This window comes from Adlercreutzia sp. ZJ473 (assembly GCF_013185065.1).
Lineage (GTDB): Bacteria > Actinomycetota > Coriobacteriia > Coriobacteriales > Eggerthellaceae > CAAEEV01.
Genome location: NZ_JAAVTO010000026.1, coordinates 14,343 through 36,838, shown reverse-complemented (window position 1 = coordinate 36,838; position 22,496 = coordinate 14,343). Strand labels below are relative to the sequence as shown.

At 60.9% G+C, this 22,496-nt stretch carries 17 protein-coding genes; 9 read left to right on the top strand and 8 right to left on the bottom strand.

Going from position 1 to position 22,496, the window contains the following annotated elements:
- Positions 1 to 561: 561 nt before the first annotated feature.
- A complete protein-coding gene (locus HRL41_RS06560) occupies positions 562 to 1,728 on the bottom strand; it encodes an LCP family protein (RefSeq protein WP_253904746.1) in 1,167 nt (388 codons plus the stop codon).
- 208 nt (positions 1,729 to 1,936) lie between these two features.
- Here HRL41_RS06560 and HRL41_RS06555 point away from each other — a divergent pair, with 208 nt between their 5' ends.
- From HRL41_RS06555 to HRL41_RS06530, 6 genes are all read left to right on the top strand, one after another.
- Positions 1,937 to 4,141 (top strand): transglutaminase domain-containing protein, encoded by a 2,205-nt coding sequence (locus tag HRL41_RS06555; RefSeq protein ID WP_172136069.1) that lies wholly within the window; start codon positions 1,937 to 1,939, stop codon positions 4,139 to 4,141.
- A 166-nt stretch (positions 4,142 to 4,307) separates the two neighbouring features.
- A complete protein-coding gene (locus HRL41_RS06550; RefSeq protein ID WP_216662555.1) occupies positions 4,308 to 5,639 on the top strand; it encodes an MBOAT family protein in 1,332 nt (443 codons plus the stop codon).
- A gap of 9 nt (positions 5,640 to 5,648) precedes the next feature.
- Positions 5,649 to 7,109, top strand: a complete 1,461-nt coding sequence (locus tag HRL41_RS06545) for a hypothetical protein (protein WP_172136067.1) — start codon at positions 5,649 to 5,651, stop codon at positions 7,107 to 7,109.
- The gene (locus HRL41_RS06540) at positions 7,106 to 7,822 is read left to right on the top strand and encodes a hypothetical protein (protein WP_172136066.1); all 717 of its coding nucleotides are present in this window, start codon (positions 7,106 to 7,108) and stop codon (positions 7,820 to 7,822) included. The genes HRL41_RS06545 and HRL41_RS06540 overlap by 4 nt, the downstream gene beginning before the upstream one ends.
- A gap of 156 nt (positions 7,823 to 7,978) precedes the next feature.
- Positions 7,979 to 9,814: a nucleoside-diphosphate sugar epimerase/dehydratase gene (locus HRL41_RS06535; protein ID WP_172136065.1), complete on the top strand. Its 1,836-nt coding sequence runs from the start codon at positions 7,979 to 7,981 to the stop codon at positions 9,812 to 9,814.
- The gene (locus HRL41_RS06530) at positions 9,814 to 10,878 is read left to right on the top strand and encodes a glycosyltransferase family 2 protein (RefSeq protein WP_172136064.1); all 1,065 of its coding nucleotides are present in this window, start codon (positions 9,814 to 9,816) and stop codon (positions 10,876 to 10,878) included. Before HRL41_RS06535 ends, HRL41_RS06530 begins: the two co-directional genes overlap by 1 nt.
- A 2-nt stretch (positions 10,879 to 10,880) precedes the next feature.
- Here the strand turns inward: HRL41_RS06530 and HRL41_RS06525 are convergent, their stop codons facing one another.
- Positions 10,881 to 11,921 carry a glycosyltransferase family 2 protein gene (locus HRL41_RS06525; protein ID WP_172136063.1) on the bottom strand — a complete coding sequence of 347 codons (1,041 nt, stop codon included), beginning with the start codon at positions 11,919 to 11,921 and terminating at the stop codon, positions 10,881 to 10,883.
- Between the two features lie 297 nt (positions 11,922 to 12,218).
- Between HRL41_RS06525 and HRL41_RS06520 the strand changes: the two genes are divergently transcribed.
- Both HRL41_RS06520 and HRL41_RS06515 read left to right on the top strand, forming a co-directional pair.
- Entirely contained in the window at positions 12,219 to 13,061 is an 843-nt protein-coding gene (locus tag HRL41_RS06520) for an LCP family protein (protein WP_172136062.1), read from the top strand.
- A gap of 430 nt (positions 13,062 to 13,491) precedes the next feature.
- Entirely contained in the window at positions 13,492 to 14,517 is a 1,026-nt protein-coding gene (locus HRL41_RS06515; protein WP_172136061.1) for an LCP family protein, read from the top strand.
- A gap of 163 nt (positions 14,518 to 14,680) precedes the next feature.
- Here the strand turns inward: HRL41_RS06515 and HRL41_RS06510 are convergent, their stop codons facing one another.
- The 6 genes from HRL41_RS06510 to HRL41_RS06485 all read right to left on the bottom strand — a co-directional run bounded on the left by HRL41_RS06510 (position 14,681) and on the right by HRL41_RS06485 (position 21,451).
- Positions 14,681 to 15,781 (bottom strand): glycosyltransferase, encoded by a 1,101-nt coding sequence (locus tag HRL41_RS06510; RefSeq protein WP_172136060.1) that lies wholly within the window; start codon positions 15,779 to 15,781, stop codon positions 14,681 to 14,683.
- Between the two features lie 61 nt (positions 15,782 to 15,842).
- Positions 15,843 to 16,916 (bottom strand): glycosyltransferase, encoded by a 1,074-nt coding sequence (locus HRL41_RS06505; protein WP_172136059.1) that lies wholly within the window; start codon positions 16,914 to 16,916, stop codon positions 15,843 to 15,845.
- Position 16,917: 1 nt separating this feature from the next.
- Complete coding sequence (locus HRL41_RS06500; RefSeq protein WP_172136058.1) at positions 16,918 to 17,517, bottom strand: sugar transferase; 600 nt, start codon at positions 17,515 to 17,517, stop codon at positions 16,918 to 16,920.
- Positions 17,518 to 18,762, bottom strand: a complete 1,245-nt coding sequence (locus HRL41_RS06495) for a DegT/DnrJ/EryC1/StrS aminotransferase family protein (protein WP_172136057.1) — start codon at positions 18,760 to 18,762, stop codon at positions 17,518 to 17,520.
- A 147-nt stretch (positions 18,763 to 18,909) separates the two neighbouring features.
- Entirely contained in the window at positions 18,910 to 20,268 is a 1,359-nt protein-coding gene (locus HRL41_RS06490) for a glycosyltransferase family 4 protein (protein WP_253904745.1), read from the bottom strand.
- Positions 20,269 to 20,320: 52 nt separating this feature from the next.
- Positions 20,321 to 21,451, bottom strand: coding sequence for an acyltransferase (locus HRL41_RS06485; RefSeq protein WP_172136056.1), 1,131 nt, complete (start codon positions 21,449 to 21,451; stop codon positions 20,321 to 20,323).
- A gap of 228 nt (positions 21,452 to 21,679) precedes the next feature.
- On the opposite strand from HRL41_RS06485, the gene HRL41_RS06480 reads away from it, so the two are divergent.
- A complete protein-coding gene (locus HRL41_RS06480; protein ID WP_371808809.1) occupies positions 21,680 to 22,495 on the top strand; it encodes an ABC transporter permease in 816 nt (271 codons plus the stop codon).
- The last annotated feature ends 1 nt before the right edge of the window (position 22,496 follow it).

Genomic DNA, 22,496 nt, shown 5'->3' with positions numbered 1-22,496 from the left:
ATCCCATTCCGAACTCGGAAGTTAAGCCCCGCGTCGCCGAGAGTACTGCAGCGCCAGGCTGCGGGAGGCCAGGGAGTTCCGCTCATGAGGGGTGCTTTCTTGACGTCTGGGGGCCTTCGGGCCCCTTCTCTTTTGGAGGGGCTGCGGCTCCTTCTTTCGTTTGCGGGCGGGGAGGCGTCGAGCTCTCTTCCGTCTCCCTCAAGGGGCCTGCGGGCCCCCTTTCTTTTTGGCTGCGGGGCCCTCCTTGCGTTTACGGGGCCTGCGGGCCCTCTCTGCCTTCGGAGGGGAGGCGTCGAGGGTTCCTGCGAGGGTGCTCCCTTCTGCCCCGAGAGACCTTCGGACCCCTTCGTGATTAAACTCAAGAGGGGTTGGTGTCTTTTTGAGGAGCCCCTCAGACTCTCCTCTCTGGCCTTCCGAGGCTTTTTTCTTTGTAGAGGGAAAATGATGAAGGTGGATCTGCGAGCAGATTCGCCAAAAGCCCCGAGATGGCTTGATGGGGCGTCGTTGGCTATTTGTACGCCGTGTGCTTGCCGTGCGCCTACGACAATGATCTCGCGTGCCTTATTCGTCGCTTGCAGCGTTGACAGCCGAGTCGGTGCTGCTGTCCTCCTCGAGGGCGAGTGCGCCGGAAGAAACCACCGTGTTGGGGTCTTCGCCAGCCTCCACAGCGGCCATCATCTCTTTGGTGGCTTCGGCGTCGTTGATGACGTACGAGATCTCGTCGATCATTTGAGTTTGCGACGGGGCCATGCTCGAGTAGATCGTGAGTCCGCCGTCGCTCTTGAACTGCTGGGCGAGCGCGATGATGTCCGTGACAGACAAGTTGGTGGTGACGCAGTCGGATGTCTTCTCGATGATGCCGGGCAGGCTCGTGATGGGTGCGGAGAGCACCTTGTCCACGATGGCTTCGATGAGCTTGCGCTGGTTTGCCGTGCGTGTGAAGTCGCCGTCGACGTACGCGCGGCAGCGAGCGAACACGAGCGCCTCCTCACCGTTGAGGTGTTGGAAACCCTCCTGCAAGACGATATGCCGTCCCGATTCCGGACGGTCGGCGTCAGGGTCGTCGATAAGCTCCTCGACTTCGACGTCTACGCCGCCGACGGCGTCGACGAGATCCACCAGCTTGCCGAAGTTCACCTCGGCGTAATACGATATGTCAACGCCAAGCAGCTTCTTGGCCTCTGATATGACGCCCGCCGCCCCCTCGAAGTTGTAGATGGCGTTGAACTTGCTCGTGCCGTATCCGGCAAGCTCGATTTTCGTGTCGCGCGGGATGGACACCATGGTGACCTGGTCATTCGAAGGGTCAACGCGCACGAGGATGTTGGTGTCGGAGCGTGCGCCCATCTCGTCGCTGTTCTCGCGCATGTCGGATCCGATGAGCATCATATAGAACGGCTCGTCGAAGCTGCTCGTAGGACGTAGGACGTCGTCGATGGCGATGATCTCATCGGAGGTCTTCGTGCCATGTTTGAGCTTCGTGTTCACCGAGTCCAGGTAGATGGCGAAGGCGGAAGCCCCGCCGATTGCGACGACCAACACGGCAGCGAGGATGCAGAGCGCGATCTTCTTGCCTCGTCCGGTGCGCCGTCGGGCGGCGCGCGAATATCCGGGGTTCTTGCGGGAATACTGAGCGCTGTCGTTGCTGCTTGCGCCAGCGTTGGTAAAAGCAGCTGCGTTGCTTGTCGTGGGCAGATTGGGCGACTCATTTACCTTGAATGAGCCCAAAGCGTGTTTAGTGTTCCTTTTTTGCACGTGCTCTCCCAAACGGTGTCTAAGCTAAACATATGAATATTACCATTACGGGATGGATTCGAAACGTCTTTGACCTTTTGCGCACATTTTTGAGCTTATCCCGCCCGCAGTGGTCTTGCGGTGGCTTGATTTCTTCTTTGAGGGCAGTAGAATATAAGAGTTTTTCGATGAGGAGATGATCATGAAACGTAAAGCAACTCTAGTTCTGTCATGTGCTCTGGCGTTGTCGCTGTCTCTTTTTTCGATGCCCTATTATGCGTTTGCTGAGGAAGGTTCAAACTCGACTTCAAACAGCAAAAACGCGTCTGCGTCATCCTCGTCTTCAGCGAAGGCGGATGACGCCCTTGCGAAGTCGAGTGCTTCCCAAAAGGAAGCTGCTCCTTCGGCAAGCACGTCCTCTTCTACTCAGAAGGACCTTGGCTCCAAAGCGACTTCAGCGGGCTCGAAAGCAACAGATGGCAAGAGCTCTGACAGCAAAGAATCTAACAGCAAGGCACCTGAAAGCCCTAAGACGACCAAGGATCCTGCTGCGAACAGTGATTCCAGCGCTCGCGCAGCTTCTAAGCCTGCTCCTGCGCCTGAAAAGGTCGCCCCTTCGACTGTGCCTCACGTGAGCTACCGCACCCATGTGCAGAACGTCGGCTGGCAGGGCTACGTGTCCGATGGCGCGACGAGCGGCACTTCCGGACGCTCCCTCCGTCTTGAGGGCATTAACATCAAGGCCTCAGGTGTTGAGGGACTGGGCATTTCGTACAGTACTCACGTGCAGAACGTCGGTTGGCAGGGCTTTGTGTCTGATGGGGCGCTGAGCGGAACTACGGGCCGCTCTCTGCGCCTTGAGGCGATCAAGATCAAGCTCACTGGCTCCGCGGCTGGCCAGTACGACGTGTACTACCGCGTCCACTGCCAAAACATCGGGTGGATGAACTGGGCCAAGAACGGTGCGCCCGCTGGCAGCGAGGGCAAGTCCCTGCGCCTCGAGGCCATCCAGATCAAGATTGTCGAGAAGGGCGCGCCTGCGCCGTCGGGCAGCGGCCTCGCGTTCACGCGCTCGACGGGTGACGGATCGATCAATTATCGCAGCCATGTCCAGAATGTTGGCTGGCAGGGCTATACGTCGGACAGCAGAACCTCTGGCACGTCGGGAAGGAGCCTGCGTCTCGAGGCGCTCAACATCAACGTGTCCAATGTGGAGGGCCTTGACGTGGCTTATCGCGCGCATGTGCAGAACATAGGCTGGCAGGGTTGGAAGAAAAACGGCGAGCAGGCGGGTACGACGGGTCGGTCCCTGCGCGTGGAGGCTCTCGAGGTGAAGCTCGAGGGAGCTCGAGCTTCGGATTTTGACGTGTACTATCGCGTCCATGCTCAGAATGTTGGCTGGATGGGCTGGGCGAAAAACGGCGAGCCTGCTGGAACGACGTCGTGCTCTCTGCGTCTCGAGGCGCTGCAGATCGTGCTCAAGAAGAAGGGGGAGGCGGCTCCTGGTCCGACAGAGGGACATTACTACACGGTCTCCTATAGCTACAATGCGAAACCTGCAGGGTTGAACTGGACTGCTGCTGTCACGGACGGGGCGGTAGCGGGCACGACGGGCAAGAGCACTCCCATTGAGCAACTTTCCGCCACGCTGGGCGAGTTCTCGTTCCCTGGTGATGTTCAATACCGCGTCCATTCCTCAAACATAGGCTGGCAGGGCTTTGTTTCAGGTGGAAAAGTCGCTGGAACCTCGGGCAAGAAGATCGAGGCGATCAGCATGCGCTTGACGGGGTCGATGGCGGCGAACTTCGACATCTACTATCGTGTTCACGTCTCGAACATCGGCTGGATGGGCTGGGCGAAGAACGGCGGGAACGCTGGCACGACGACTCTTAGTCTTGGGGTTGAGGCGTATCAGGTCAAGGTCGTTCCCAAGGGGTCGGCGGCGCCGGGTCCCACCTCGGGCGCTTACCGGGATTACCCCATCGTGAGCGGCAATGCGACGCTTGACGGGATCATCGACAGCGTTCTTGACCGCACCGGGCGTGGGTACGGCGCGTTGCGCAACGCGTTCAACTACGTGGCCGGTTACCCGTATTTCTCAGGTTCCAAATATCCTACGGGCAACTGGTCTGTTCCGTTCGCCATTGAGATGTACAACCATGGAGGAGGCAACTGCTATCGCTATGCGGCCTTGTTCTGCTGGCTGGCCCGGGGACTTGGCTACGATGCGAATGTCGTGTCGGGCTATGTTCCTTCCTTGAGCGGCGGGCGCGCCCCTCATGGCTGGGTTGAGATCCGGTCCGGGGGAACGACGTATGTGTGCGATCCCGACATGCAGTCTGCGATCCCGGATCGCAATTGGTTCTGGGTCACCTACGACCAGGCGCCCACGTGGTACTACAAATAGGGATGCCTTCACGCTGATGTTTCTGATCTGACGCTTCGTCGCCCTCTCCGGAGAAGGAGGGCGACGAAGCTGTTTAAGAGTTGGGAAAAAGATGGTCTTCAGCTCGCTGAGCTTTCTCTGCGTTTTTCTTCCGGTGACGTTTTTGCTGCACCTTGTCGTGCCGAGCATGCGCGCGAAGAACGTTCTGCTTGTCATCGCAAGCCTGATCTTCTATGCGTACGGCGAGCCCGTCTACGTCCTGCTCATGATCGCGAGCTCGCTCATGAACTACGCTGCAGGCGTCGTCCTCGGCCACGTCGAGAGGGGGAGGAAAGCTGTCGTAGCGTGCGCCGTGGTGGCGAACTTGGCAATGCTCGTCCTCTTCAAGTACGCGGACATGCTCGTCGCGACCGTCAACGCCGTGCTGCCCGTCGCGCTGCCCTCGCCGCAGCTCGCCCTTCCCGTGGGCATCTCCTTCTTCACCTTCCAGGCGCTGTCGTACGTCATCGACGTCTATCGCCGGGAGGTTGTCGCCCAGAGGAACTTCCTGCACGTGCTGTTGTACATCTCCCTCTTTCCCCAGCTCATCGCGGGGCCCATCGTCAAGTACCACGACGTGGAGGCCCAGATCGGCGATAGGCGGGCGAGCGTCGACGACGTCGCGCAGGGCCTCAGGCGCTTCTGCTTCGGCCTTGCCAAGAAGGTCCTCATCGCAAACAACGTCGCGATCGCGGTTGACGCGCTGTTCGCCGCCTCGCCGCAGGAGCTCAACGTCATCGCGGCTTGGACGGCTGCGCTCGCGTACATGGTCCAGATCTACTTCGACTTCTCGGGGTACAGCGACATGGCGATCGGCCTCGGGCGCATGTTCGGCTTTCGCTTCAAGGAGAACTTCAACTACCCCTATGTTTCCTGCACCGTCCAGGAGTTCTGGCGAAGATGGCACATCTCCCTCTCCACATGGTTCAAGGAGTACCTCTACATCCCGCTCGGAGGCAACCGCAAGGGGCGCGCTCGCACCAACGTGAACAAGCTCACGGTCTTCTTCCTCTGCGGGCTCTGGCATGGGGCGAACTGGACCTTCGTCATATGGGGGCTTATCCATGGGGCGTTTCTCATGCTGGAGAACATGGTCCCCCTCAAGAGGCTGCCGCGCTGCGTGGGGCACCTGTACACGCTGCTGGTGGTTTGCCTCGCGTTCGTCCTGTTCAGGGCTGACAGCCTGGCTCAAGGAGCCGGCATCATCGCGCAGATGTTCACAGGCTGGTCGTTCGACCCGTCCTCGATGCTCCTCGCCTGCCAGCAGTTCACGCCGAAGTTCCTCGTGGCGATGGCGGTTGCCGCCGTCGCCGCGACGCCGGTCAAGGCGCGCATCGAGGGGGCGCTTGACCGCAGGGGAGGCACGGCTTCGCTCGTCGCCCACGGCCTTTCCTACGTGCTGGGCTTTCTGCTCCTCGCGCTCTGCTTGATGGATCTCTCGAGCGGATCGTACAACCCGTTCATCTACTTCAGGTTCTAGGTGGGTCCCATGAGTGAACTGTTCCAGGGAAAAGGCGGCGAAGGCTCGAGGCGGCGGGTGCTTCAGCTCGGGTTTGTCGTGCTGGTGCTCGCGGTCCTGCTCGTCCCGCTCGTCGCCATCCCCTTTGCCCCCGTTGACGAAGAGGCGGAGCTGCAGGAGCTGAGTCCCTGGCCGAAGCTCGTGGAGGACGGGAAGCTCAACGTGGACTACCTGTCCGAGGCGGGCGCCTGCTTCGACGACCACTTCGCCTTCCGCCAGCAGCTCATGACGGCAAACGCGCTCGTGCAGTCCAAGCTTTTCGGGACGTCGCCCACCGATCAGGTGGTGGTCGGAACGGACGGCTGGCTTTACTACGGGAGCACGCTTGCCGACTACCAGCGGAGCGACGTCATGGGCGAGTGCATGGCCGACAACGCCGCCTACAACCTCGCGCTCATGCAGGAGTACGTGGAGGGCTGCGGGGCGGAGTTCGTCTTCACCATCGCCCCTAACAAGAACTCAGTTGCCGCGGAGCACATGCCGTATTACCTCCTCGAGGGCGAGGGCATGCGAAGCGCCGACGTGCTCCGCGCGAAGCTCGTGGAGCGGGGCGTCTCGTACGTGGACTTGTTCGAGCCTCTTTCGCACGACGGCGCCTCCTTGTTCATGAGGACGGATACGCACTGGAACGGGGAGGGCGCCCTGATCGCGTATGACAGCATCATGGACGCGCTCGGCAAGGACCATGAGGACTACCGGAACGCCGCTTCCTTCATCGACGGCGAGTTCGTCGGCGACCTCGAGCGCATGCTGCTTCCCCTCTGCCCTGAGCCCGAGGACTTCGAAGTATACGAGGCGTCGCAGCGCTTCTCGTACGCGAACGACGCCGACGCGGCGACGGATGCCTTCATCTGCACGAAGTCGGACGTCCCCTCGTCTGAGGGCGCGTTGCTCATGTACCGCGACTCGTTCGGCAACGCGCTGCTTCCGTTCTTCGCGACGGAGTTCGAGCGCGCGTGCTTCTCCAAGATGATCCCCTACAACCTGGCCGACTTGAAGGAGCAGGGCGCAAGCTGCGTTGTGGTGGAGAGGGCAGAGCGGCACATCGACTTCTTCGCAACCGACCCTGCCATCTTTCCTGCTCCCGTTCGCGCGGTGTCGAAGCCTGTGCGGTCGATTCCGTCGGACGCGACGATAGCGGCGAAGGAGAACGGGCCCTATCTTCAGGTGGAGGGGGAACTCGATCCTCGCTATGCCGCGTTCGGGTCGAAGGTGTACCTGGTGGTGACGGGGGAGGCTCAAGAGGGAGTGTGGTACGAGGCTTCTCGCATGAGCATCGTGCAGGACGAGTCGGTCAACGACTTCGGTTACCGAGCGTATCTGGACAAGTCGGCCTTGCCGACGGAAAATAAGGTGGTAAGGCTCATAGTTGATTCTGGCGACGCCGTAGTCGAGCTGTCGCAGCTGAGTATCGAAGGAGATCAAGAATGAGAAGAAAGTGCTTTGCCGTCGTGTTGACCTTGTCGCTGGGAATGGGCGCTCTGTGGGGATGCTCTTCGCAGGAGCCCCAGCAGGAGCCTCAGGAGGCTGCCTCCTCTCAGCAGGCGGCTGCCCCGGAGCGTCAGGTCATCGGCAAGGAGTCTGACGCGGCGTACAAGATCGAGGTGACGAACGGCCTGGCGAACGACGTAACGTCCCTCTTCGTCAAGAAAACGGGCGAGGAGAGCTTCCCCGCCGGCCTGATGGCGGAAGGCGACGTGTTCAAGGCCGAGGATACCGTTGATCTGTTCTACGCTCCCGAGGAAGAGGGGGAGGAGACCCTCTACGACATCCTCGTGGGCTTCGAAGACGGCACGACGTGCCTGTTCGAGCAAATTGATCTCGCCAACTTGGCGGAGATGGAGCTTAAGTCCGAAGGCGACGTGGCCTACGTCACCTACGTGGGCAAGGACGGTGCTTCCGGGTCCACCCAGCAGGATGCCATCGACCGCAAGGCTGCGGCCGAGGCTGCCATGGCGCAGGCCCAAGCTGAGGCGGAGGCCGAGGCTGCGGCAGCTGCGCAGGCCCAAGCTGAAGCGGAGGCGGCCGCCGCTGCCCAGCCGAGCAACACCGGCTCCTCCTCTGGCGGCTCTTCCAACGGGGGCTCTTCGGCTCCTGCCCAGACGGAGGACCGCTGCGTTGACGGCGGCGTTGCCCTGAGGTAGGCGCCGATCTTCTCCGACGCATCGCGAGCGGGCTGGAGGTCTTTGAAGGGCCTCCAGCCCGCTTTTTTATTGTGGGGGATTCCGCGTTTGCCGTGCCGTGGGGTAAGTTGCGAGTACAATTACAAGGTTCTCATAATGTAACGAGTGAGGAGCTCTATGGACATTCGCACGGCGGGAAGGATGGGCGTTCTTCTCTTTGCTGACGTGGCTTCCACTTATGTCGCCTATTGGCTCGCATCCCTTCTGACGAACGTGTACGGCGAGGTGTTCGTCAACACGGAGATATTCTTCATCCTGGGCATCCTCGCGCTGATCAACGTGGGCGTCTTAGCGGGCTTTCGCCTGTACAACAACCTCTGGGAGTACGCCGGCATCGACGAGCTCCTCCAGATCGTGCTGTCGATGTTCGTGTCCACGCTCTTGGGCGCGGTGTTCCTGTGGCTCGCGGACGTGCGTCTTCCCATCAGGGTGTTCGTGAGCTCGGGCATCTTGCTGGTGCTCTTCGTCGGCGGCGTGCGCATGCTGTGGCGCATCGTCAAGAGCAAGAAGCGCCAGCTGCGGCCCGCGTCAGGGGAGAGCCCGCGCACGCTCATCGTGGGCGCGGGCGAGACGGGCGCGCTGACCATCGGCCGCATGCTCTCGAAGGATCCGAACATGCCGGGCGTGCCGGTGGCCGCCACCGACGACGACCCGCTGAAGAAGAACAAGCGCATCCACGGCGTCAAGGTCGTCGGGTCGACCGACGACATCCCCGAGCTGGTAAGGCGGTATGACGTGAGCCAGATCGTGGTGGCCATCCCCTCCGCCACGGCTGCCGAGCGCAAGAAGATCTACTCCATCTGCACGTCCACCGAGTGCACGCTGCGCACGCTCCCCAACATCCGCGACATCGACGTCGAGGACCTGGGCGTGGTGGCGTTTCGCGACGTCGACGTGACGGACCTCCTCGGGCGTGACGAGATCGTGCTCGACACGCGCACGGCGGCAACGTACGTCACGGGCAACACGATGCTGGTGACGGGCGGCGGCGGCTCCATCGGAAGCGAGCTCTGCCGCCAGCTGGCGAAGGTCGGCCCTGCGCGCATCGTGGTGTTCGACATTTACGAGAACGACGCGTACATGCTGCGCAACGAGCTGCTCGCCGAGCACCCCGAGCTCGACGTGGAGGTCGAGATCGGCAGCGTGTGCGACGAGGCGCGCGTCGAGGAGGTGTTCGCCCGCTACGCGCCGTCGGCGGTGTTCCACGCGGCAGCGCACAAGCACGTGCCGCTCATGGAGGCGTGCCCGCGCGAGGCGATCAGCAACAACGTGTTCGGCACGCTGAACGTGGTGCGCGCGGCTGACGCGCACGGGGTGGCGCGCTTCATCTTCATCTCGACCGACAAGGCGGTGAACCCCACGAGCGTCATGGGCGCCACCAAGCGCATGGGCGAGATGATCATGCAGTACTATGCGCGCACGTCGAAGACGGTGTTCACGGCAGTGCGCTTCGGCAACGTGCTCGGCTCGAACGGCAGCGTGATTCCCCTGTTCAAGCGGCAGATCGCGCAGGGCGGCCCCGTAACGGTGACGCACCCTGACATCGAGCGGTACTTCATGACCATCCCCGAGGCGACGCGCCTGGTCATCCAGGCGGGCGGCATGGCGCGCGGCGGCGAGATCTTCATCCTCGACATGGGCGAGCCGGTGAAGATCCTCGACTTGGCGCGCAACCTGATCCGCCTGTCGGGCCTGAAGCTCGGCGAGGACATCGAGATCGAGTTCACGGGCCTGCGCGACGGCGAGAAGATGTACGAGGAGCTGCTGATGGACGAGGAGGACACGCTTCCCACGGGCAGCTCGTCCATCATGGTATCGGTCGGCCAGGAGATCAGCTACGACGAGGTGGCTGCCAAGCTCGAGGAGCTGAGGGCCGTCATCGCGTCCACGGACGAGGAAGCCATCCGCGTGCTGGAAAGCGCTGTGCCGACGTACCGGTTCACGCGCGGGTAATGGAAAAGCGAGATTGTGGAGTTGACTTGAGAGCCTCTATCATAGTTCCCGTTTACAACGTAGAGAGATACCTGAGGCAGTGCCTTGACAGCCTGCTTCATCAGACGCTTCAGGACTTTGAGGTGATATGCGTTGACGACGGGTCGACCGACGGCTCTCTGTCCATTCTTCGCGAATACGAGAAACGCGATTCTCGCTTCAAGGTGATTACGAAGCCGAACGCGGGGTACGGGCATTCGCTCAACGTTGGCTTTGCCGCCGCGACGGGCGATTACGTGGGTGTGCTCGAGTCGGATGACTTCTGCGACGCCACCATGCTCGAGAGCATGGTCGGGCATGCCGAGGCGAACGACGTCGACATCGTGCGGGCTGACGTGAAGTACTACTGGTCGACCCCCTGCGACAAAACGGAAGAGATTCACTTCAACGATCAGGCGCTCTGCGGATTCGTCCTCGATCCCCGCGAGCACGTCGAGTGCTTCCATCTTCCGTCTGCCCTCTGGGCTACCTTGGTGCGACGGTCTGTCATTGCGGACAATGGACTGAAGCTGCAGGAAACTCCAGGTGCGGCATACCAAGACACCTCCTTCTCCTTCATGCTTTGGGCATGCGCTCAGACGGCGTATCTCATGAGCGATTCCTTCGTGTTCTATCGCCAGGACAACGAGTCGTCGTCCATCAACCAGAAGGACAAGATCTACAGCGTGTCGGCTGAGTATGATTACCTGGAGCGCTTCTTGAAGGGCGACCTGAATCGCTTTGCCCCCCTTCTCCCCGTTATGGCCGCGAGGAAATTCGGCGGATGCTGCTTCTGGAACTACAACCGCATCGATCCTGCCTATCACGAGGAGTACGCGAAGAAGATGGCCGCCGACTTCTTGCGTCATGATGAGGAGGGCATCCTCGATCCTTTCCACTACACCTCTGAGCAGTGGAGCGACCTCTGCCTTCTCATGAAGAACCCGTGCGGGTTCGTGAGGTTGAGGGATTGCTGGTCGCCTCGTCGCGTGCGCCTCTACCGAGACGTGCAGAAGGTTAAGCGCAAGATAGGCGTGAGCAGGTAGTCTTAGCCTCTGCGAAGCAACTTTCGTCCTATGTTGAGGCACGCGTCCTTGGCTCGAAACGCCGTCATGTCCGTCCAGATGCTGTCATGAGTACTTGCTTTCTGGGCGAGGGCCAAGAACAGCTCGTATCGGTAACGAACGCCCCGAGGCATGTCGCCGAGAAGATCTTGTCTTGAGAAGAAGGCGAGGAAGGCGCGCTCGAACTCCTTCGAGAACTCGATCTGCTCCGCCGGCGTCATGCCGAAGAAGTCGTTGAAGATGAAGGACAGGCAGGAGAGGAACTGCGGCTTGCAATCTGCCAGATAGCCGCGTTGATCCCACTCGCTTGAGATGTAGCTGAAGACGCCTATGTGCTTGAGGAGCTGGGGGAGCTTGTTCTTGAACTCCTCGGTGACAGCCGACCCCTCGCGATTGAAGCGGTAGTGGTAGAAGCGGTTCGACATGAAGACGACTCGCTGGGCCAAGGGGAAGATGAGGAACTGCAGCGAGGTGTCTTCACCCAAGATGAGGCTCTCGTTGAACTCCAAGCTGTTTTGCTCCAAGAGGCTGCGGCGATACACCTTGTTCGAGGCGGAGGGTATGCAGCCGCGCTCCTCGAAGATCATGAGGCGGCCATCGCCTTCTCTCACGACGTCGCGCGGACCGAACACCTCGGTCACCCACTGTGTTTCCGGGAAGGCCCTCCCTCCGTACACGACGATGTCCGCCTCGTGGGCGAGGATCTTCTCCATGATCTTCTCCGCGGCGTCGAGGTCGAGGTAGTCGTCTCCGTCGACGAAGCCGATGTACTCGCCGGTAGCCCGCCTCATGCCCTCGTTTCGAGCGCGCGACACCCCCTTGTTTGCCTGGGAGAAGACCTTCACCCGGTCATCGCGCTGCTCCCACGTTCGCAGCACGTCAAGGGAGTTGTCAGAAGAGCCGTCGTCTACGCATATGATCTCCAGGTTCGAATAGGTTTGCCCGCAGAGCGATCCCAGGCATTCGTCGAGGTAGCGGTCGATGTTGTACACCGGAACGACAAACGATAGTTTTGGGTGTTGCATAGCCATGCTCCTTCAAGGTGATTCGCTTGCGCTCGAATCTGGTAGACTGTCTGATGGCTCATTATTCCACATGAGCGCGTTATTGCATTTGGATAGCATGTGAAGGAGTGTTTTGCGGTGGGTGTCGTTGGCTTAAAGGGCAAAGGTGTCACGTTGCGTGTGGCGGGTGCTCTGCTCGCTTGCCTCGCTTTGGCGAGCTTGGTTCTTCTGTCGGGCTGTCAGAGCAGTTCGAGTGGGTCTTCTGAGGAGAGGAGCGGCACGGATCTGGCTGTTTCGGACCATGCTCAGACGAACGACGTGCGCTACATTGCCGTGATAGGCGATGACGAGTGGGAGAAATACTCGCCAGGCCGCTCCGACCTTTTGATGCTGGCCCGCGTTGACCTCGCCAACAGCTTGGTGACGCTGGTGACCATTCCCCGCGACACGGCTTATACATGGGAAGACGGCAGCAAGATCAAGGTCAACATGGCGTATGAGCGCGGCGGCGCTGAGGCTGCATGCAAGGCGGTCTCCACCATCGCAGGGGTGCCGGTGACTGACTACGTTACCGTTGGCTTCGACGGGCTTCAGAGCATCGTCGGCTATTTCAACGGCATTGAGGTTGACGTTCCCTACGACTTCTCGTACAGCTTCTACACCAAGGACTTCCCTGATGAGGAGTACACGGCGGGTGTGCAGACCCTCGACCCGTGGCGCGTCATGGCCATTTCTCGAGCCCGGACGGGCTACCCCCAGTACGGATTTCTGGGAGATGTGATTCGCCAGGCTGTTGACCGCCAGATGCTGACGACCATGCTCGACCTCGTGCTGTCTGCAGAGGATCCTGCGGGGACCGCCGAGGCGCTCCTGCCTTTCGTGGAGACGAACATCGCCAAGGAGGATGCTCTCGGGATGATCACGCAGCTGTCGCAGGCGGATGAGGTCACCGTATACGGGACGACCGGCCCTGTGAACGGCGACACTGACGCGGAGAGCGGCCTCTGGCTCACCACGTACTACCCTGACCGCTGGGAGAAGCTGATGCAAGTGGTTGACCTGGGCGGCGATCCGTCTACGGTCAACGTCCAGGACGAGGGGTTCTCCGACTCGCCTGAGGCTCCGATCAACACGAAAACGGTGCTGACTCCGCAGAAGTAAACAGAAGGGTCTACTCGTTTTGCAGGCATGGGAGAGATGATCGTGCCAGATGGTAGATTCATTCGAGCCATGCAGAGAGAAGGAGGAGCTGTTCGTGACTGCTCAGCACGGAAACAACAACCCGCGATACGCTCACGCGAGGCGCCAGGAAGGCGCTGGGTCGCATCAGCCTGCACCGGGCGTTGCGCCGCGCAGCCCTCGCACCTCGGCTTCGGCTGGGCAGGGCGCGAGGCAGCCCGTGCGAGGCGGCTCGCCGGCTGCCTCATACCAGCGTCCCGCGGGACGGCCTGCGGTCGGTCAGCGTTCTGCTTCGGCTAACCGCGGCTATGCCACCCCACGCCAGATGCCGGGTCAACACGGCCAGTATGGGCAGGTTTCCCGGGCGGCCTATCCTTCGCCCTACGGCGGGGGCGCGGAGGGAGACATTCAGATGCCCGCCAAAAAGAAGAAGGGCAAGAAGATACTGCTGGGCGTCTTGGGCGCGTTTCTGGTAGTGCTGCTGGGGGTGGGGATCGCCGCAGGAGCGTACTTCCTCAACCTCTCGGGTAAGCTCTCATATGACGGCGACCTGGGCGCGCTCTCGTCGGTTCTGACTGAGGCGGACTACCAAGAGCCGTTCTACGTCCTGGTGATAGGTTCCGACAACTGGGAAGGATACGGAGCGAGAAGCGACGCGATGATATTGACGCGCGTCGACTTGAACAAGCCCCAGGTGACGATGGTGTCCGTCCCCCGCGATACGGAGTACCAGATCGACGGGCGAACGGTGAAGCTGAACCAGGTATTCGCCGAGCAGGGAGAGATAGCCTGCATCGAGGCGGTCTCGAAGCTGACGGGCGTGCCCATCGCCCATTATGTGGAGGTTGAGTTCGATCAGCTCCAAGGCGTTGTCGACAGCTTGGGCGGGTTGCACGTCAACGTGCCCTACACGATCGACTACCAAGTCTACACGAACGACCGGCCCTCGGTTCATGTCGAGAAAGGCGAGCAGGTCATCAACGGCGAGCAGGCTGTTGCGCTCGCGCGCATGAGGACAGGCTACAATACGCCTGATGTTGCCGGTGGAGACGTCATTCGCCAGGCTAACATCCGCGCCATGATGATAGCCATGATGAAGCAGATTCTCTCTGCTCCGCTTGACCAGATTCCCGGGCAGATTGAGACGCTCTCGTCCATGATCCAGACCGACATCCCCATGGGCGACCTCGTCTCGTGGGCTCTCGACCTTGCCAAGGCAGACGAGGTGACGGTCTACTCGTGCACGGGCCCCACGGAGGGGGACATGGACGCAGACACCGGATTGTGGTTGACGACCTATGCCCCCCAGGAGTGGGCTGAGCTCATGTCCGTAGTTGACAGCGGCGGGGATCCCGCGACGGTCGTGGACAAGACGTCAACCAGCGATGGGGCGGTTGACCTTGAGTCCAAGGAAGTCATCGACACGGGAGGGAACTAACCCGCATCTGAGGTGATGCTTCGAACGCAAGCGAAGCGGCATTAGGTAGGGGAATCGGGGTTGCAGCTTCTGCTGCAACCCCGATTTTGCGTCTACGACAGCGCTTTCGCCTGCCTGTACGTGGTTTTGCGGACGCGGCCTCTGTCACAGCCCTCTCGTTGGCCTACGCCTCTGAGGGAAGGTGGAAGGAGGCGTGCTCGGTGATCAGCTTGATGCCGTAGATCTTGATCAGGTGGAGCGTCTCGCTTGCGAGGAACTTGGCTCTCGTCAAGCGGAAGAGACGGGGCGCGGGCCTTTCCGTTACCTCGAAGAAGAGGCGTTTCTTGCGCGCGTTGATCCTCGGGCACTCCACGACGATCGACTCGTCCATCATCTCGAAGACCTCGCGCGTCTTCGATCGGACGAGGGGGTTGTCCCAGCCGTCGTCGCAGATGGCTCCGGCGACGTAGTCGAATCCCCTGACGTGGTGGGCCTCGAGCACGCCCCGATCGTCAACGCCCAACTCGTCAAGCATGCGCATCATGTCAATCCACCGGTCGAACGGCCTTGCGATGGCCTCGTCGCTCTGATGGTTGAGAGTCGACCCGGGAAGGTCAGTCCGATAGTGGTAATACAGCGTGTCGAGATAGAGGATGCTGCTTGCCTGGCAAAGCGATTCGATGAGGAAGGGGTTGTCAGCCCATCCTGCGCCGGGGTAGGGGATGAACCTGATGTTCTTCTCGTCAAGGAACTTCTTGCGATAGAGCGCCGACCATATCGAGGGATGCGCTTCTAGGAGGATGGGGTTGTCCTTGATCACAAAGGGCTCAATCGACGTCTTCATCCGCTTGTACAGGGTGCAAGGCCGCTCCGCCTGGGTTTCCGGGTTGTCCCAGAAGCGGACCTCGATCCAAGGCGTCTTCACCACGTCGACTTCTTCCTCGAATCGACCAGCCAAGTTGAGCATGTCCTCGTACATGGTGGGACTGATCCAGTCATCGGGCTCGATGATGGAGATCCACTTTCCGCGGGCCTTCTCGATGCCGAGGTTGCAGCTGGCGCCATAGCCCTCGTTGCGCTTGCTGATGACGACGAATCGCTTGTCGTTGCTCGCGAACCGCTCGGCGATGTCTCGCGACGAGTCGGTGCTGCCGTCGTTGATGCAGAGAACTTCCAGCGACTCATGCGTTTGCGAGGCGATGCTCGAAAGGCACTGCTCGAGGTACTTCTCGACGTTGTAGATGGGCACGATGACGGTGACGAGGGCGCTTGGGTCGCTGTGCATGGAAGGGCTCTTCTCCTAGCTGATGGACAGGTTTGGTATGGTTTGCGGAGGAAATCGCAGATCAGATCTTTCTGATCATATTCAACGTATAGGCGAGTCCTGCGTTTCTCAACGTGTAGGCCGCCTCTCCCACGAGCTTCCTCGCCCAAACGGCATTGCTGCGCGCGGGCGCCTCGATGCCGAGGGAGTCAGCAAAGAGCTCTTTCTGCGCAGGAGAGAGGTTGGGGTTGCCCAGCACGAGCTCGGGGCGGGTCATGCGACCCATGACCGCCTCCATCCTCGCAAGGACGTCAGCGCGCTCGCCCGTATGCTCTATGGTGCCGCCATAGTAGGTGAACGCGCGCTGGTATTGCTCCTGCAGGATGGTCGCGTCTTCTATCCCCAAGCGCTCGAGCACGTCCATCATGTCATCCCACCGGTCAAACGGCATCATGGTGTTGTTGAGGGCGGAGGCCCTTGACTTCTCCTCGGTCTCCTCACGATAGCAGTAGAAGGGCTCGTCGAGATAGGCGATGCGATCCGTCTGGCACAAGGTGTCGATCAGGAAGGGGTTGTCGGCCCATCCTGCTCCAGGAATCTCGTGAAACCGGATGTGGCGATCCTCGAGGAAGCTGGCGCGATAGATCGCCGACCAGATCGAGGGATGGTGGCGCAGCAGGTGGGGCGCCATGTTGACGGCAAAGGGCTGCTCGCCGGGCTTCACGCGCCGACGGTAGCTGCAGTTTATCTTCCTCTGCTGCTTGGTGTCGGGGTTGATGATGCGCCAATAAGGGGTCTTGACGATGTCGATGGGCTTTTTCAGCCGGTTTGCGAAGGTGAGCATGGCGCGGTACATGTCCGGCTCGATCCAATCGTCAGGCTCAACGATGGCGATCCACGCGCCACGCGCCACGTCGAGCCCGCGGTTGCACGTCGCCCCATACCCCTGGTTCTGCTTGTCGATGACAATGATGCGATCATCGGCTGCGGCGTGCCGCCTCATGATGGCGAGCGATTGGTCGGTTGAGCCGTCGTTGAGGCAGATGATCTCAAGGCTGCGACACGTCTGCGCCTCGATGCTTTCCAGGCACTGCTCGAGGAACGGCTCGGCGTTGTAGATGGGCACGATGACGCTTACGAGGGGTTGGTCCGCCATGTTATTCGCCGCCTTCCTCCACGTAAACGCCCTCCTGGCCCAGCACGGTGGAGAACGTCTTGAAGAACACCTTGACGTCGAGGGGGAAGCTCAGGTGATCGACGTAGTAGATGTCGAGGGCGAGGCGGCTGTGCCAGGGGAGCGAGTTGCGGCCGTAGACGGCGGCATAGCCGGTGACGCCGGGCTTCACGGTGAGCTTGCGGTGCTCCTCGCCCTGGTAGAGCTCGGTCTCGCGGCGCAGGTCAGGGCGGGGGCCCACTACGCTCATGTCGCCCTTCAGCACGTTGAGGAACTGCGGCATCTCGTCGAGGCTCGTCTTGCGCATGAAGGCGCCCACGCGCGTCATGCGCGGGTCGTCCTCGCCGTTGTACGTCGACCCGTCGGGCATGAGCAGGTCGGGCGCGTTCACGCGCATGGAGCGCAGCTTGTACATCGTGAAGTCGCGTCCGTCCTTGCCCACGCGCGGCGCGTTGTAGAACACGGGGCCGCCGTCCTCGAAGTGGATGAGCGGCGCGAGCACGGCGATGATGAGCAGCACGAAGGGCAGCGCGACCACGCTGACCACGATGTCGCACAGGCGTTTTCCAAAGCGCTGGTACATCTAGCGGACGCCTTCGGCTTCCAAGCCCGCGTAAGCGCGCTTGAACGTGTCGAGCACGAAGGCCACGTCATCGTCGGCGAGCAGCGTGTGCAGCGGCAAGGTCACCTCGTTCTCATACTGGGCGAGGGCGCAGGGGAAGTCGGCGATGTCGAATCCCATGTTCCTGTAGGCCGTGAGCAGCGGCAGCGGCTTGTAGTGCACGTTCGCCGCCACGCCGGCGGCGGCCATGCGCTCGATGAGCTGGTTGCGGAAGCCGAGACCCTTGCCCTTAAGGCGCGTGAGCATGAGGTGTCCGCTTGACTGGAAGCTGCCACCCGACACGTCGCCTGCGTGCGCGAGGGTCTCCACGTCGAGCGCGGCGAGTCCGTCCTCGTACTGCCTGATGATCTCGTGGCGCCGCGCCATGAGCGCGGGATAGCGCCTGAGCTGCGTGAGCCCGAGCGCTGCCTGCAGGTCGGTCATGTTGCACTTGTAGCCGGGGAACGCGATGTCGTACTCCCAGGCGCCCGCGCGGTCCTTCGCCAGCGCGTCCTTGCTCTGGCCGTGCAGGGAGAGCAGCATGAGCTCATGGTAGAACTCGTCGGAGTCGGCCGCGCCCTCGCGCCAGGCGAGCGCGCCGCCCTCCGCGGTGGTGAGGTTCTTCACGGCGTGGAACGAGAACGCGGTGAAGTCGGCGACGGAGCCCGACGCGCGGCCGTGGTAGGTGGCGCCGAGCGAGTGCGCGCCGTCCGCGATGATGACAGGGCGCGTGAAGCGCGCCTGAGCGGCGTTCGCCGGCTTCCAGCGGCTCGAGGCGCTCTCGAGGGCTGCGGTCAGCCGGTCGTAGTCGACCATGCGGCCGGCGATGTCAACGGGGATGATCGCGCGTGTGCGCTCGGTGACGAGGCTCGGGAGCCGATCGTAGTCCATCTCGAAGGAGCCGGGCGCCGTGTCGCAGAGGACAGGCGTGGCACCGACGTGGCAGATGCACGAGCACGAGGCCGTGTAGGTGTAGGCGCTCGTGATAACCTCGTCACCAGGGCCGATGCCCAAGGCGTGCAGGGCGCACTCGAGCGCCGCCGTGGCCGAGGAGAAGGTGGCCACGCCTGCTGCGCCGGTGAACGCGACGAGGTCGCGCTCGAACTGCTTGGTGCGCGGGCCGGTGGTGATCCAGCCGCTGCGCAGCGCCTCGACGACTTCGCTGATGTCCTCCTCGGTGATGTCAGGTGGGGAGAACGCTATGTGACGCGATACGGCTTCAGCCATGAGGGTCCTTCGTCGTTGGTTGCCTTGGCGGGTTGAGCTTGCTGCGCGCGACGTCGGCATGTGGCGACTCGCGCATGCCGACGTTGGCTGTAGAAAGCGAAACCCAAATCAGATATTTTCCTCCGAAGCGCGTTTGCGTGCAGCAGACTAGAGCAAACTGCGTATCAAATCCACGATCTTGAGGTACGCCTTGGGCTGGTCGAACTGCTGCTCGGCGATGGTGCGCCCTCGCGCTCCCATGTCTGCGCACGCTCGTGGGTTGGCGGCCAGCTCGCAGATGGCGTCTGCGAGCGCGGTGACGTTCTCGGCGGGCACGTTGACGCCGAAGCCATCGCTGGCGACCTTGGCGCGGAACTCGGGGCTCGATCCGGTGTTGATCAGGGGCTTGCCGCTGGCCAGGTAGTCGCCGATCTTGGTGACGATGCTCTGCGGCGCGGAGGCCACGAGCGAGTTCACCGTGACGTCGGACGCGCTGAGGTAAGCGGCCATCTGGTCGTAGGGCGTGTAGCCGAGGAAGTCGACGGGGGCGCCTCTGCGCGTGGCGAGCTCCTCGAGGGAGGCGCGGTCGGGGCCGTCGCCGAGGATCTTCACGCGGACGCGCTTCGTGGGCCCCGATGATTTCCTGTCGTTGAGCGCGCTCGCGGCCTCAACGAGCGTGGCAATGTCGTAACTTGCGCCGAGCGTGCCGGCGTAGGTGACCCAGAACTCGCCGGCGGGCTTGCTGATGCGCGGCGCATTCGCGGCGACTCCTGCGTCGAACGTCGCGAGGTCGTTGCCCACGTACACAGTGACGGTGGGGCAGGGCGCCTCTCGGTCGGCCAAGGGGCGCGCCGCGTACTCGTCGGAGGTTCCCACAGCGGCGGAGAGCAGTCGGTAAGTCGCCTTCGCGTCGCGCGCGAAGGGATGAAACGCGATGTCGCTCACGACGGGGACGTTGACGGCCATGCGCATGGCCTCGGGCCACAGGTCGTTGATGTCGGCCACGAAGGGGACGCCGTGGTCGTGCGCGACCTCAGCGCACGTGCGCGCGACGTCGTTGGGCGGGATCTCGGCGTAGATGAGGCGATACGCATGCGGGTCATGCGCGAGCGCCTCGCCGAGCATGCGCCGCAGGTTCTTCGCCGCGATGCGATGGCTGCGGATGCGCGCGAGGTCGAGGTTCTTCTTGTACCCGGGCTCCTCGATGAAGCGCACGCGGTAGGGGAGGTTTCGGTAGCACGCCCGCGCGGTGTCGCGCTGCGCCTTCTCCCAGTGCTGGAACGACGAGGTGAAGAGGTCGACGTCGAAGCCCTCGCGCACGAGCAGCTCGGAGAGGAACCGAAAGCGCGTGTACCCGCGCGTCTCGTCCCCGAGCTTCACGCCCATGGTGACCACGGCAACGCGAGGCCGATGACCGTCTGAGGGTGCGGTGACGGTTGCGGGGGCGGCTGATGTATCCGCAGAAGCAGCGGCGCGGGCGGCATCGTCGGCATTCGTTGCCGCAACTTGTGAGTTGATGTTGTCCATGGTGGGTATTATACCGAGGGTTTTGCCGACAGGAGATCGCGCGGCGAATTTTTCAACTTCTCGAAAGGCTCGCTTTCCCTCTCGCCAGCCCCTTCTTTCCCGCTGTCCACGCGCTTTGCGCAATCATGACGATGACTACCGTGATGAGGTAGACGACGGGAGGCTCTATGGTCATGGAGATGGACCAAGGATGGGGTAGCACGAAGGCTATGTAGTCCATTACGAGCAGATGGATGACGTAGACGCCCAAGCTCGCAGAGGACAAGCGCTGCAAGACGCTCTTATGCGCGCTGGACAGCTGCTGGAACCGAGGCTCCGCGGACTTGAAGAGAAGGAACAGGGCAGACGATGCCCCTATCGAGAAGAAGGAGAAGGCGTTGGAGAAGAAGCCCTCGTAGGAGATGTCCGGCTGCTGAACGGCGTCGAGGTTGATCGCTATGGTCGCCGCGATCATGAGGGCCGTGAAGAGCGCAAATGCGAGGACGCAGGGAGCGGGCCTCTGCCTGGGGGCGTAGTTCTGGAGGTAGTATCCGAGGAGGAAGAACGTGATTCCTCCGGTAAGGGCTTGGGCCCCGAAGAGGCTCTGCAGGAAAAGGAAGGCGGGAACGTATCGGCTGAGGAAGGGCAAAACCGACGAGGCGAAGCCAAGCAGCAGGATCGCGTACAGCAAAACCTTCTTCGAGTCTGCCAGCAAGCTCAGAAGAGGGGTCATCAAGTAGACGACGAGGATCACGTAGAAGAACCAGTAGATGGGCTCGATTTCGTTGTTCAGGAAAAGCGAGACGAAGTCGAGGAGCGAGAATCTTCTCGGCACTCGGCAGAACAGCTCAGGGCAAAAGCAGGTAATGCAGTAAACCAGGGCGCTTCCTACGATCAGGGCGACGAGGGTTTTCTTGAGCCGCTTCTTGAAGAACGTCTTCGTGGAGTATCTCTTCCGGTAGCCGAGGAGGTTGGCCCCGGAGAGCATGAAGAAGATCGGAACGGCGAAGATGAAAACCGATTGCATCACTACGGAGTAGTACCAGGTGATGCTCGCCGAAGGGCGAAAAACCACCTGAGAGCAGTGGAGGCAGATCACGGCAAAGCAAGCGAGGACGTTCAGGCAGTTCATGAACTGAACGCGTGAGTTGGCATGGCCCTGGTGGCTCATCGGCTGGTATCTCCCTGTCTTTCTCTTGAACATGCGAACGTGTTGTTCCATTAAAGCACTTTACAACGCTGATCAAGGGGGGATGGCCGTCAAAGAACGATAATCGGGCATACGACATCCTGATGAGATGCTTTATCCTGCCGAGCACCTTCGCTCCTTTGATCAAAGCTAGGCTGGGAGTTTGGTGTTTTTTCTGTCTGACGAAGGCCCGTTTCCAAAATGACCCAAAATGAAATAGAATAAGCACTTGTCTTGCAACTTGTGGAGGTGATCTACGTAACCATGTCGGCTTCAAGTGAGTCACCGACGCATGCTTCGGAGTTCCAGCACAACTGGTTTGTTCTCAAAACTCTAGTTGGCAAGGATTTTAAGCTCAAATATAGGCGAAGTGTTTTGGGCGTGCTATGGAGTGTGCTCAATCCTCTTCTCATGATGATTGTCCTCTCGGCGGTCTTTTCCTATGTCTTCAAATTCCAGATCGAGCACTTTCCCATCTATCTTATCTTAGGAAATACGCTTTTTCAGCTTATGTCGGACTCCACGTCCTCAGCGATGGGCTCCATTGTGTATTCAGCCTCGCTTCTGAAAAAGATACGCATAGAGAAGATGGTGTTCCCCCTTGAAAGCGTTATGTTCGCTTTGGTTAATTTCGCCATTTCTCTTATTGCTGTCGTGCTGGTCATGCTCTTTTTCCGCATTGCTCCAACGGTGAATGCCCTGCTGCTCCCCCTGCTTTTGCTGTACATGATGGTGTTTTGCAGTGGCTTGGGTTTGCTGCTGTCGTCTCTGGCGGTGTTTTTCCGGGATATCATGCACCTGTGGGGTGTTGTCATTACGGCGTGGACATATGCAACGCCTCTCTTCTATCCGTTTGAGATCTTGGCTCCTTGGATGCAGTCGTTGATGCAGTTTAACCCCATGTATCAATACGTTACGTATTTTCGTGACATTATGCTGTACGGCACGACCCCCACGCTGCAGACCAATATCGTGTGCCTGGTGATGGCTGCGGTTACCTTTGTTGTTGGCTATGTCGTTTTTCGGAAAACCGAGAGTCGGTTTATCTTGCACATTTAAG

What these genes read in the sequence shown, in the direction of transcription:
- HRL41_RS06490 (WP_253904745.1), bottom strand. Translation starts at nt 20,268, where the DNA reads ATGGACAACATCAACTCACAAGTTGCGGCAACGAATGCCGACGATGCC.
- HRL41_RS06500 (WP_172136058.1), bottom strand. Translation starts at nt 17,517, where the DNA reads ATGTACCAGCGCTTTGGAAAACGCCTGTGCGACATCGTGGTCAGCGTG.
- HRL41_RS06530 (WP_172136064.1), top strand. Translation starts at nt 9,814, where the DNA reads ATGGAAAAGCGAGATTGTGGAGTTGACTTGAGAGCCTCTATCATAGTT.
- HRL41_RS06535 (WP_172136065.1), top strand. Translation starts at nt 7,979, where the DNA reads ATGGACATTCGCACGGCGGGAAGGATGGGCGTTCTTCTCTTTGCTGAC.
- HRL41_RS06540 (WP_172136066.1), top strand. Translation starts at nt 7,106, where the DNA reads ATGAGAAGAAAGTGCTTTGCCGTCGTGTTGACCTTGTCGCTGGGAATG.
- HRL41_RS06515 (WP_172136061.1), top strand. Translation starts at nt 13,492, where the DNA reads ATGCCCGCCAAAAAGAAGAAGGGCAAGAAGATACTGCTGGGCGTCTTG.
- HRL41_RS06550 (WP_216662555.1), top strand. Translation starts at nt 4,308, where the DNA reads ATGCGCGCGAAGAACGTTCTGCTTGTCATCGCAAGCCTGATCTTCTAT.
- HRL41_RS06525 (WP_172136063.1), bottom strand. Translation starts at nt 11,921, where the DNA reads ATGCAACACCCAAAACTATCGTTTGTCGTTCCGGTGTACAACATCGAC.
- HRL41_RS06510 (WP_172136060.1), bottom strand. Translation starts at nt 15,781, where the DNA reads ATGCACAGCGACCCAAGCGCCCTCGTCACCGTCATCGTGCCCATCTAC.
- HRL41_RS06495 (WP_172136057.1), bottom strand. Translation starts at nt 18,762, where the DNA reads ATGGCTGAAGCCGTATCGCGTCACATAGCGTTCTCCCCACCTGACATC.
- HRL41_RS06485 (WP_172136056.1), bottom strand. Translation starts at nt 21,451, where the DNA reads ATGTTCAAGAGAAAGACAGGGAGATACCAGCCGATGAGCCACCAGGGC.
- HRL41_RS06505 (WP_172136059.1), bottom strand. Translation starts at nt 16,916, where the DNA reads ATGGCGGACCAACCCCTCGTAAGCGTCATCGTGCCCATCTACAACGCC.
- HRL41_RS06545 (WP_172136067.1), top strand. Translation starts at nt 5,649, where the DNA reads ATGAGTGAACTGTTCCAGGGAAAAGGCGGCGAAGGCTCGAGGCGGCGG.
- HRL41_RS06555 (WP_172136069.1), top strand. Translation starts at nt 1,937, where the DNA reads ATGAAACGTAAAGCAACTCTAGTTCTGTCATGTGCTCTGGCGTTGTCG.